11 protein-coding genes are annotated in these 10,736 nt (G+C 71.8%); 3 read left to right on the forward strand and 8 right to left on the reverse strand.

All coding sequences use genetic code 11. From position 1 onward, the window contains the following. Positions 1-4: 4 nt before the first annotated feature. From ACZ6C1_RS26545 to ACZ6C1_RS26580, 8 genes are read right to left on the reverse strand one after another with little or no spacing between them, the layout of a single operon-like run. Positions 5-2,050 carry an NADH-quinone oxidoreductase subunit 5 family protein gene (locus ACZ6C1_RS26545; RefSeq protein ID WP_469243901.1) on the reverse strand — a complete coding sequence of 682 codons (2,046 nt, stop codon included), beginning with the start codon at positions 2,048-2,050 and terminating at the stop codon, positions 5-7. Further along, complete coding sequence (gene nuoK / locus ACZ6C1_RS26550) at positions 2,047-2,424, reverse strand: NADH-quinone oxidoreductase subunit NuoK (RefSeq protein WP_469243903.1); 378 nt, start codon at positions 2,422-2,424, stop codon at positions 2,047-2,049. Before nuoK ends, ACZ6C1_RS26545 begins: the two co-directional genes overlap by 4 nt. Then, entirely contained in the window at positions 2,424-2,975 is a 552-nt protein-coding gene (locus ACZ6C1_RS26555; RefSeq protein ID WP_469243905.1) for an NADH-quinone oxidoreductase subunit J family protein, read from the reverse strand. The genes nuoK and ACZ6C1_RS26555 overlap by 1 nt, the downstream gene beginning before the upstream one ends. Continuing rightward, a complete protein-coding gene (locus tag ACZ6C1_RS26560; RefSeq protein ID WP_469243907.1) occupies positions 2,972-3,679 on the reverse strand; it encodes a NuoI/complex I 23 kDa subunit family protein in 708 nt (235 codons plus the stop codon). Before ACZ6C1_RS26560 ends, ACZ6C1_RS26555 begins: the two co-directional genes overlap by 4 nt. Beyond that, the gene (locus ACZ6C1_RS26565) at positions 3,679-4,647 is read right to left on the reverse strand and encodes a complex I subunit 1/NuoH family protein (RefSeq protein WP_469243908.1); all 969 of its coding nucleotides are present in this window, start codon (positions 4,645-4,647) and stop codon (positions 3,679-3,681) included. Before ACZ6C1_RS26565 ends, ACZ6C1_RS26560 begins: the two co-directional genes overlap by 1 nt. Then, complete coding sequence (locus ACZ6C1_RS26570) at positions 4,644-5,921, reverse strand: NADH-quinone oxidoreductase subunit C (protein ID WP_469243910.1); 1,278 nt, start codon at positions 5,919-5,921, stop codon at positions 4,644-4,646. Before ACZ6C1_RS26570 ends, ACZ6C1_RS26565 begins: the two co-directional genes overlap by 4 nt. After that, positions 5,918-6,496: an NADH-quinone oxidoreductase subunit B gene (locus ACZ6C1_RS26575; RefSeq protein WP_469243912.1), complete on the reverse strand. Its 579-nt coding sequence runs from the start codon at positions 6,494-6,496 to the stop codon at positions 5,918-5,920. Before ACZ6C1_RS26575 ends, ACZ6C1_RS26570 begins: the two co-directional genes overlap by 4 nt. Continuing rightward, complete coding sequence (locus ACZ6C1_RS26580) at positions 6,487-6,897, reverse strand: NADH-quinone oxidoreductase subunit A (protein ID WP_469243914.1); 411 nt, start codon at positions 6,895-6,897, stop codon at positions 6,487-6,489. Before ACZ6C1_RS26580 ends, ACZ6C1_RS26575 begins: the two co-directional genes overlap by 10 nt. A 181-nt stretch (positions 6,898-7,078) precedes the next feature. Here ACZ6C1_RS26580 and ACZ6C1_RS26585 point away from each other — a divergent pair, with 181 nt between their 5' ends. From ACZ6C1_RS26585 to ACZ6C1_RS26595, 3 genes are all read left to right on the forward strand, one after another. Continuing rightward, entirely contained in the window at positions 7,079-8,245 is a 1,167-nt protein-coding gene (locus tag ACZ6C1_RS26585) for a sensor histidine kinase (protein WP_469243916.1), read from the forward strand. 208 nt (positions 8,246-8,453) lie between these two features. After that, the gene (locus tag ACZ6C1_RS26590; RefSeq protein WP_469243918.1) at positions 8,454-9,767 is read left to right on the forward strand and encodes a sensor histidine kinase; all 1,314 of its coding nucleotides are present in this window, start codon (positions 8,454-8,456) and stop codon (positions 9,765-9,767) included. Positions 9,768-10,060: 293 nt separating this feature from the next. Next, positions 10,061-10,720 carry a LuxR C-terminal-related transcriptional regulator gene (locus ACZ6C1_RS26595; protein WP_469244096.1) on the forward strand — a complete coding sequence of 220 codons (660 nt, stop codon included), beginning with the start codon at positions 10,061-10,063 and terminating at the stop codon, positions 10,718-10,720. The last annotated feature ends 16 nt before the right edge of the window (positions 10,721-10,736 follow it).

Raw genomic sequence — 10,736 nt, forward strand, 5'->3', positions numbered from 1 at the left:
CGGCTCACGCTCCGGCGGCTACGAGGACGGCGGCGATCGCCAGGACGACGGAGCCGGCGAGCAGGGCGCTGAGGTAGGTCTGCACGTTGCCGGTCTGGGCACGCCGGACGGCCCGTCCCAGCAGGTTGGTGCCGCTGCCCGCTCCGCGCACGTAGGTCTCGACGACCTCGCGGTCGAGGAAGCTGACCAGTGAGGCCCCTGCCCTGACGGGGCGTACGAAGAGGGCGGAGTAGACGGCGTCGAGATGGAAACCGGCGGCGGCGTGGCGGTGCAGCGGGCCGAGCAGCAGGCGTCCTGGGTCGGCGGGGTCCGGGAGGGGTGAAAGCGGCTCGGCGAAGCCGGTCGACGAGGGGTGGCGGTCGGGCGACGGGCGGGCGATGTCGCCGTGGGCGGGGGTGTGGGTGGCGATCGCCTCCGCCTCGGACACGGCGGGCTCGGCCTCGGGGTGGGCGGCGACCGCGCCGATCGGGTGGCGGGCGGCCATCGCGGTGGTGTGTCGCCAGGCGGCGTAGGTGACGAGTCCGCCGACCAGGGCGATGCCCGTGCCGAGGACGGCCGTGGTGACGGTCGGGGTCAGGGCGTGGCCGTCGAACCAGTCCCCGAGCACGCCCACGGTCAGGCCGAAGGCGAGGGAGGGGACGGCGAGCACCCACAGGACGGCGTTCATGACGATCGGCTGGTGGCCGTGCCGGGGGGCTTCGGCGCCGCGTCCGCGGAAGGCGAGCAGCCACAGGCGCATCGCGTACGCGGCGGTGAGGAGGGCGGTGAGCAGTCCGGAGACGAGGACGATCCAGCCCGCCCCGGCCGGGGCGACGGTCCGGTCGCCGAGGGCGGTGTGCTCGGCGGCCACCAGGACGGCTTCCTTGGAGAAGAAGCCGGCGAAGGGCGGGATCGCGGCGAGGGCCAGCAGGGCGACCGTCATCGTCCAGTAGGCGTCGGGGATGCGGGAGGTGAGGCCCCGCATGCGGGACATGGCGGCCAGGGAGTTCGTGCCGGCGGCGTGGATGATCACACCGGCCGCGAGGAACAGCAGCGCCTTGAAGGCGCCGTGCGACAGGAGGTGGAAGACGGCCGCGCCACGGTCACCGACGGCCAGGGCGCCCGACATGTAACCGAGCTGGCCGATGGTCGAGTAGGCGAGGACCCGCTTGATGTCGTCCTGGGCGAGGGCGGCGAGTCCGGAGCCGACCATCGTGACCGCCGCCATCACGGCGAGCACGGTCATGGCGGCCGCGGAAGCGGCGAACACGGGAAGGAGCCGGGCCACGAAGTAGACACCGGCGGCGACCATCGTCGCTGCGTGGATCAGCGCGGAGACCGGCGTCGGGCCGGCCATGGCGTCCGGGAGCCAGGTGTGCAGCGGGAACTGCGCCGACTTGCCGGCGACGCCCGCGAGCAGGAGGAGCGCCACCAGGGTGGGGTGATCGATGCCACCGGCCGCGACGGCGCCGAGGATCCCGGTGATCCGGAAGGTGCCGGCGTCGGCGGCCAGCGCGAACAGACCGATCAGGAAGGGGACGTCGCCGAGTTTGGTGACCAGGAAGGCCTTGAGGGAGGCGGCGCGCGCCTCGGGCGTCTCCCAGTAGTGGCCGACGAGGAAGTACGAGCAGATGCCCATGATCTCCCAGCCGACCAGCAGCACCATCAGGTCGCCGGAGTAGACGACGAGCAGCATCGCGGAGGTGAAGAGGGAGACCAGCGCCGCGTACGAGGGGTAGCGCGGATCGTCACGGAGGTAGCCGGTCGAGTAGATCTGCACGCACGAGGCGACCAGGCCCACCAGGACGGCGGTCAGCACGGCGAAGCCGTCCAGGTGCAGGGCCAGGTCGATCGGCACGGAGCCGGTCGGGGTGAGCTGGGTCGACGCGTCGATCGCCTTGCCGCCGCCCTGCCGTACGGCGACGAGAACGGCGAGCACGAGGGCGGCGAGGGTCGGCAGGACGGCCAGGGGTCGCACGAACCCGGGTGCGGTGCGGCCGAGGAGCAGCCCGGCGGCGGCGCCCAGGAACGGAAGGAGGGGAACGAGGACGGCGAGGGTCGTGGTGGTCACGCGGCGGCCTCAGCCTTCTCGTCGGGGCCCGCGGTCTCGTCGGCGCCTGCTGTTTCGTCCGCGCTCGCGGTCTCGGCGTTGTCGCGGAGCTTGTCGATGTCCGAGGTGCCACGGTTGCGGTAGACCATCAGGACGATCGCCAGGCCGATGCCGATCTCGGCGGCGGCGATGGCGATGGTGAAGAGGGTGAGCGCCTGACCGGCGTGCAGGGTGTCGCGGAGCCAGACGTCGAAGGCGACCAGGTTGAGGTTGACGGCGTTGAGCATCAGCTCGACGGACATCAGGACCAGGATCGCGTTGCGACGGGCGAGCACCCCGTACAGGCCGGTGCAGAACAGCAGGACGGCGAGGACCGCCGGGTAGGCGAGGTGCATCAGTTCCCGCCTTCCTGTTCGCGGTCCCGGCGGGACAGGACGATGGCGCCGACGAGCGCGGCGAGCAGGAGGACGGAGAGCGCCTCGAAGGGCAGCACCCAGTGCCGGAAGAGGATCGCGCCCGACACCTTGGTGGAGCCCTGGGCCGGCCCGTCGAGGTCGATCCAGGTGGCGCGGAACGCGTCGACGACCACCCAGATGAGGGCGCCCGCGGAGGCGACGGCCACCGCGAGGGCGGCGGGGCGGTTGGCCGAGTCGGCATCGGGAGAGCGGCCGATGGGTGCCTTGGTGAGCATCAGACCGAAGAGGAGGAGGACGACGACGGAACCGACGTAGATCAGGACCTGGACCCAGGCGATGAACTCCGCGGTGAGGAGGAGGTACTCGACGGCGAGCCCGCCGAGCGCCACGACCAGCCACAGGGCGGCGTGCACCAACTGCTTGGTGGTGACCGTTATGACGGCGGCGCCGAGGGTGACGATGCCGACGAGGAGGAAGGCAATCTCGACGCCGGTGGGCGACAGGAAGCCGTTGGTGGCGGCGAGCGTCACGCGGTTCCTCCCTCGGCCGGGGGCTGCGGCTGGCCGGTTGCGGGGCCCGCGTCCGGGCGGGTGGTGGTGCCCGGGCTCTTGCCGGTGCTCGTGTCCGGTCGGGTGGCGGGATCGCCGGATGCGCCGGGCGCGGTGGTGGTGCCGGTGGCGCCGGGCGGGCCTGCCACGGTGGCGGCGGCCTGGGCGGCGGCGAGCTTCTCCGCGGCCTTGCGGGCCGCGGCGATCTCCTTCGGCTCCTCGGCACCGGGGTCGAGGGCGGGCGGTTCGGGCACCGTCCACATCCACTCGCGGAGCTTGTCCCGCTCGTGGGTCAGGTCGTGGATGTCGGTCTCCGCGTACTCGAACTCCGGCGACCAGAACAGCGCGTCGAAAGGACAGACCTCAATGCAGATACCGCAGTACATGCACAGGGCGAAGTCGATGGCGAACCGGTCGAGGACGTTACGGCTGCGCTCCCGGCCGCCTGGGGTGGCGGCGGGGATCGTCTCCTTGTGGGAGTCGATGTAGATGCACCAGTCGGGGCACTCACGGGCGCAGAGCATGCAGACCGTGCAGTTCTCCTCGAACAGGCCGATCACGCCACGGGTGCGCGGCGGCAGCTCGGGCTGGGCGTCGGGGTACTGCGCGGTGTGGCTCTTCTTCGTCATCGTGCGCAGGGTGACGGCCAGGCCCTTGGCGAGGCCGGACCCGGGAATCGGTGCCATTACTGGTTCACCACCTTGACGATGCCGGTGAGGGCGATCTGGGCGAGGGCGAGCGGCACGAGCGTGGTCCAGGCGAGCTTCTGCAGCTGGTCCTCGCGCAGCCGCGGGTAGCTCACGCGCAGCCAGATCACGATGAAGGCGAGCACGGCCGTCTTGAGCAGGGTCCAGACCCAGCCGAGGCCCTCGGCCCCGAACGGGCCGTGCCAGCCGCCGAGGAAGAGGACGGTGGTCAGACCGCACAGAACGACGATGCCGGCGTACTCCGCCAGCAGGAACAGTGCGAAGCGGAGACCGGTGTACTCGGTGTACGCGCCGAAAATGATCTCGGAGTCGGCGACCGGCATGTCGAACGGAGGGCGCTGGAGTTCGGCGAGGCCGGCGACGAAGAAGACCAGGGCGCCGACGATCTGCCAGGGCAGCCACCACCACTCGAAGGCGTTGACGATGCCGGGCAGGGACACCGTGCCGGCCGCCATCGCGACGGAGGCGGCGGCGAGCAGCATGGGCAGTTCGTAGGCGAGGAGCTGGGCGGCGGTGCGCAGCCCGCCGAGGAGGGAGAACTTGTTGGCGGACGCCCAGCCGGCCATGAGCGAGCCGAGCACGCCGACGCCCATGACGGCGAGCACGAAGAAGATGCCCGCGTCGACGACCTCGCCGACGGCTCCTTCACTCGGACCGATCGGGATGGCGACCAGGACGAGCAGGTAGGGGAGCAGGGCGACGGCGGGGGCGAGCTGGAAGATGCGGCGGTCGGCGTTGGCCGGGACCACGTCCTCCTTCTGCGCGAACTTCACCCCGTCGGCGACGAGCTGTGCCCAGCCGTGGAACCCCCCGGCGTACATGGGGCCGAGGCGGCCCTGCATGTGGGCCATCACCTTGTGCTCGGTCTGACCGATCACCAGGGGCAGGACCAGGAATACGGCGAAGACGACGAGCAGCCGGAAGGCGACGTCGAGTACGTCGTTCACGCGTCTCCTTCGGTGTTCGTCCGTCGTGGTTCGGTGCCCTCGGTCCCGGACGCGGCGTCCGGCGCGGGCGCGTCCGGGGCGTTCGGGGCGTTCGGGGTTGCTCCGTCGGGCACGGCGTCGGGGGCGGGCTCGGGCGCGGCGTCCGGCGCGGGCGCGTCCGGGGCGTCCGGGGCGGGCGCGTCCGGGGCCTTCGGGGTGACTCCGTCGGGCGCGGCGTCCGGGGCGGGTGCCTCCGGGGCGGGCCCGGGCGCGGTGTCCGTGGTCTCGGGCTTGGTGTCCGGGGTCTCGGACGCGGTGTCCGGCGACTGGGCACCCGGTGCCGTCTCGGGCGTGGTGTCCGGGGCCGGGGTGTCGTCGAAGGCCGGGCGCGGGTTGTTCCAGGGGGCGTCCGCGCTGCGGGTGCGGGGCGGTGGCGTCGGGGACGTCTCCGTCGCGGGTTCCGTGCCGGGCCGGCCGGCCGAGCCCGCGCTCGCGCTGCGCGTGCGGCGGGGGCCCGCCGGGGCGGCGGACTGGCTCGCGGAGCCCTCCGAGGCGCTGCGTGCGCGGCGCGGCCGGGCCGCCTCCGCCGCGGCAGCCTCCGTCGCGGCCGCCTCCGGTGCCGCCTGGCTCGCCGAGCCCTCGCCCGCCGTGCGCGTACGGCGGACCGGGCGGTCGCCCGCGGGACGCGCGGCGCGCGCGGGACGGGCCGGGGCGGGCGGGAGCTGGCCCTTCATGGGGCCCCAGTCGTTCGGGTCGGGGACGCCCGGCGGCAGCATCTGGCGCCGCTTGGGTCCGCCGTGCTCGGACTCGCCCGGCTCCTTGGCGCCCGGCCACGCCTTGGCCACGCGGGCGGCCAGCACGAAGTCCTTGCGCAGCGGGTTGCCCTCGAAGTTCTCGGGGAGCAGGAGGTGGACCAGGTTGGGGTGGTCCTCGAAACGGACGCCGAACATCTCGTACGTCTCGCGTTCGTGCCAGGCGGCGCCCGCGTAGACGCCGATGGCGCTCGGCAGGGCGGGAGCGTCGTGCGGCACGGTCGTACGCAGGAGGAGCCGCCGGACCCGGCCGCTCTCCAGGGCGACGACGTGGGCGCAGACGCGGAAGCCCGTGGCGGGCTCGTCGACCGCGCTCAGCCAGTCGAAGTAGGTGCAGCCCAGCTCGTCCCGGGCGGTCTCCAGTGCGGTGATCCAGGACCCGGCGGGGACGTCGACCGTCAGCAGGTCGTACGTCTGCTCGGCCGTGGCCTCGTCGCCGAACAGCTCGGTGACGGCATCGGGAAGACGGTCGTACGCGTTCACTCCGTACCTCCCGGAGGGGGCACCAGGCCGCTGCGCAGCTGGCCGACCGACGGCGGACGCCCATGGCCGTACCGCTCGCTCAGCGACTCCCGGGCGATCTTCTCCTGGAGCTTGAGGATGCCCTGGAGCAGCGCTTCGGGCCTCGGCGGGCAGCCGGGTACGTACACGTCGACCGGGATGATCTGGTCGACGCCCTTGGTCACGGAGTACGAGTCCCAGTACGGGCCGCCGCAGTTGGAGCAGGCGCCGAAGGAGATGACGTACTTGGGCTCGGGCATCTGCTCGTAGAGCCGCTTCACCGCGGGCGCCATCTTGTCCGTGACCGTACCCGAGACGATCATGAGGTCGGCCTGGCGCGGTCCCGGTGCGAACGGGATCACGCCGAGGCGGATGAAGTCGTGCCGCGCCATCGACGCGGCGATGAACTCGATCGCGCAGCATGCGAGGCCGAAGTTGAAGACCCACAGGCTGTAGCGGCGGCCCCAGTTCAGGACCACCTTCATCGGCTCTGGCGCGAGCCGGGCAAGGGCTCCCAGCCTCTTCGGCTCGGGGAGGTCGACAGGGGTCACGTCCATGTCAGGACGCCCTTCTTGTACGCGTAGAGCAGTCCCACGGCCAGGAAGCCGAGGAAGATGAACATCTCGACCAGCGTCGTGGCGCCGTAACCGGGTGCGGCGAAGACGGTCGCCCACGGGAAGAGGAAGATCGAGTCCACCGCGAAGATGACGTACAGAAAAGCGTAGACGTAGTAGCGGACCTGCGTGTGGGCCCAGCCCTCGCCGACCGGGTCGACGCCGCATTCGTACGTCAGCAGCTTCTCCGGCGTCGGCACGACGGGCCTCAGCAGCCGGCCGGCCGCGAAGGCGACCGCGACGAACAGCACGCCGATCAGGGCGAGCAGGCCGACGACCGAATAGCTCTGGAAATAGTCGACGGCGAGTACGGTCGGTTCGGTGCGTACGGTCGGTTCCGGCACGTCCGTTTCCCTCGCTCCCTGCTCTCGCGGCGATGCTTATGCGATCTGTACGCACGGGAGTCTAGGCCCTGGCTATGCGGCGGTAATCAGCCGTGCCGCACTTCAGGTGGGGTTACCCCTACTTCGTCTCCCCCCACGAACCCCATGGCGTGCGCCGGTCGTGCCCGGCAGGCTGGGCCGCATGACCGCACGCATCGCATTCGACCGGCACGTCTGGAAGGAAGTCGCCCACCTTCTGGCCAACCTTCCGATCGCCCTGACCGGCTTTGTTTACGTGGTGTTCATGGTGGCCGTCGGTGCGGGGCTGTCGGTGACCGTCGTCGGTCTTCCGCTGCTCGGCGCCGGTCTGGTGGGGGCACGGTGGCTCGGCAGGGCGGAGCGGGCGAGGGCGAGGGCCCTGCTGGGCATACGCATCGACGAGCCGAGCCCGCTGCCGCACAGGCCGGGCGGGGGTTTCCTGGCCTGGTTGTGGACGGTGCTGAAGGACCCGGTGGCGTGGCGGACGGTGCTGTACGAGTTCATACGGCTGCCCTGGGGTGTGCTGACGTTCACCGTGGCCCTGGTGGGCCTGATCGTCCTGTGGCCGGTGCTCCCCTACCTCGCCAGGGCGCTGACGAACGCCGACCGGGCGATGGTGCGCGGACTGCTGTCGCCGTCGGACGAACTGGAGCGGCGGATCTCGGAGCTGGAGTCGGACCGGGGCGTGGTCGTCGACACGGCGGCCGCCGACCTCCGCCGAATCGAGCGTGACCTGCACGACGGCGCCCAGGCCCGCCTCGTCGCCCTCGCCATGGGCCTCGGTCTGGCGAAGGAGAAACTGCTGGAGGACCCGGACGCGGCCGCCGCCATGGTCGACGAGGCGCACGGCGAGGTGAAGCTCGCCCTGCAGGAGCTGCGGGACCTGGCACGCGGCATCCACCCCGCCGTCCTCACCGACCGCGGGCTGGACGCGGCCCTGTCCTCCGTCGCCTCCCGCTGCACCGTGCCCGTCGCCGTGACCGTCGACCTGCCGGAGCGGCCGGCGGAGGCGATCGAGGGCATCGCCTACTTCACCGTCTCGGAACTGCTCCAGAACGTCTCGAAACACTCCGGGGCACGCACCGCCGCGGTGGATGTGTGGCGAGCCGACGACAGGCTGATGCTCCAGGTGACCGATGACGGGCGCGGGGGTGCCCGGCTCGACGGGGGTACGGGCATGGCGGGCCTGGCGGAGCGGCTGGGGTCGGTGGACGGCCTGTTCGCCCTGGACTCGCCGGCCGGCGGGCCGACGACGGTCACGGCCGAGCTGCCGTGGCGCCACCGCGGCACCTCCCGCCCCGCGCGACAGCAGGTACCGCCCGCCCGGTAGGGGGGATAACCCCCGGTCAAAGACGGATACGAGCCTCATGGTGTCCGTCCGGCCGAGCCAGCAGGCTTGACGCAGTGAACGCACCGCCCTGGTGCACCGCTCGAGCGCACTCCACACACCCACACGCCCTTCCGTGGACATGGGGACATGCGGACATGGCGACGGCGAGAAGACGACGAGAGAACACGAGAAACGGACGGACGACCCGATGGCCCTGGCTTACGGACCGGAGACCCGGCACCACCGCCTTCCCGTGGCGCTGCGGGCGCCTTTCGAGGCCCGCACCTGGCGCGAGCTCGGCTACCTGCTGATCGGTCTGCCGCTGAGCGTCCTCTACTTCACCTTGTCCATAGCCATGGTGTCGCTCGGCGCGGGCCTGGTGGTGACCTTCCTGGGCATTCCGCTGCTCGCCGCCGCGCTCGCCATGTGCCGCGGATTCGGCACGGTGGAGCGGGCGCGGGCGCGCGGCCTGCTGGGGGTGGAGGTCGCCGAGCCCTCGCCCGTGCGCAGCCGGTCCGGAGGGGGGCTGATGGACTGGGTGGGCGGTGTCCTCAAGAGCGGAGAGTCCTGGCGGCACTTCCTCTACGCGGTGGTGCACATGCCGTGGGCGATCTTCGCCTTCACCGTCGCGGTGGTCTTCTGGACGTACGGCTGGGGCCTGCTGACGTACCCGCTGTGGCGGTGGGTTTTCCCGGTGTACGCGGGTGTGGACGGTCTTCAGCTGTACGGGGACGGGACGCACAACTTCTACCTGGACTCGCCGGTGGAGATAACCGCCACCAGCTTGTTCGGCCTGTTCTTCGTCCTCGTGACGCCCTGGGTCGTCCGGGCGCTGGCGGCGGTCGACCGGCTGCTGGTGACGGGCCTGCTGAGCCCGTCCCGGCTCGCGACCCGGGTTTCGGAGCTGGAGTCGGACCGGGGCGTGGTCGTCGATACTGCGGCCGCCGACCTGCGCCGTATCGAGCGTGACCTGCACGACGGCGCCCAGGCCCGCCTCGTCGCCCTCGCCATGGACCTGGGGCTGGCGAAGGAGAAGCTGCTGGAGGACCCGGACGCGGCCGCCGCCATGGTCGACGAGGCCCACGGTGAGGTGAAGCTCGCCCTGCAGGAGCTGCGGGACCTGGCACGCGGCATCCACCCCGCCGTCCTCACCGACCGCGGGCTGGACGCGGCCCTGTCCTCCGTCGCCTCCCGCTGCACCGTGCCCGTGAGGGTGGAGGTGGATCTGCCGACCCGGCCGGCCCCCGCGATCGAGGGCATCGCCTACTTCACCGTCTCGGAACTGCTCCAGAACGTCTCGAAGCACTCACGAGCAAGCCGTGCGACGGTCGACGTATGGCGAGTGGACGACAGGCTGATGCTCCAGGTGACGGACGACGGCCGTGGCGGCGCGGGTGTGACCGAGGGCAGCGGTCTCGCGGGGCTGACGGAGCGGCTGGACGCGGTGGACGGCATCCTCGCCGTGCACTCGCCGGTCGGCGGGCCGACCACGGTCACCGCCGAGCTGCCCTGGCGGGGCTGACACCGCCGGTCCACTGTCGGCGCCCGTCTCCCCGACCGGCCGTACCCCCGCTCCCCCACCCCCATGTCGCCTCCCACCCCCATGTTGCCTCCCGCCTCCATCCACATCTCCGCCATCTCCCGGCTCCTCTTCTCCGCCGTGCCTTCGCCCATCCCCACCGGACGGCTGCCGGCCGACCAGTTGTCCACAGGCCGACGCGCCGGCATCCGGATGCTGGAATGCTGGGTCGCAGACGCGGAAGTCGCGTGGTGCACATCGATACATGGGGGATGCGGCTTGTGGTGGAGGACAGGGTGCGCGTGGTCATCGCCGAGGATTCCGTGCTGCTCCGGGAGGGTCTGACCCGGCTGCTGACGGACCGGGGCCATGACGTCGTCGCAGGTGTCGGGGACGGGGCGGCGCTGGTCAAAACGGTGGGTGAGCTGGCGGACGAGGGAGCGCTGCCGGACGTGGTGGTCGCCGATGTACGGATGCCGCCGACCCACACCGACGAGGGGGTGCGGGCGGCGGTGCAGCTCCGCAAGGAGCACCCGGACATCGGGGTCCTGGTGCTTTCGCAGTATGTGGAGGAGCGGTACGCCACCGAGTTGCTGGGCGGCAACAGCCGCGGGGTGGGCTATCTGCTGAAGGACCGGGTGGCCGACGTCCGCGAGTTCGTGGACGCGGTGGTGCGGGTCGCCCGGGGCGGCACCGCGCTGGACCCGGAGGTGGTGGCCCAGCTGCTCGGCCGCAGCCGTAAGCAGGACGTGCTGGCGGCGCTGACGCCTCGCGAGCGAGAGGTTCTCGGCCTGATGGCCGAAGGCAGGACGAACTCGGCGATCGCGCGCCAGTTGAGGGTGAGCGAGGGCGCGGTGGAGAAGCACGTGAGCAACATCTTCCTGAAGCTCGGGCTGTCACCGAGTGACGGCGATCACCGACGGGTACTCGCGGTGCTGACCTACCTGAACGGCTGACGTGCGGCGCCCGCGG

The sequence above is a fragment of the Streptomyces sp. NPDC041796 genome, from assembly GCF_055590785.1.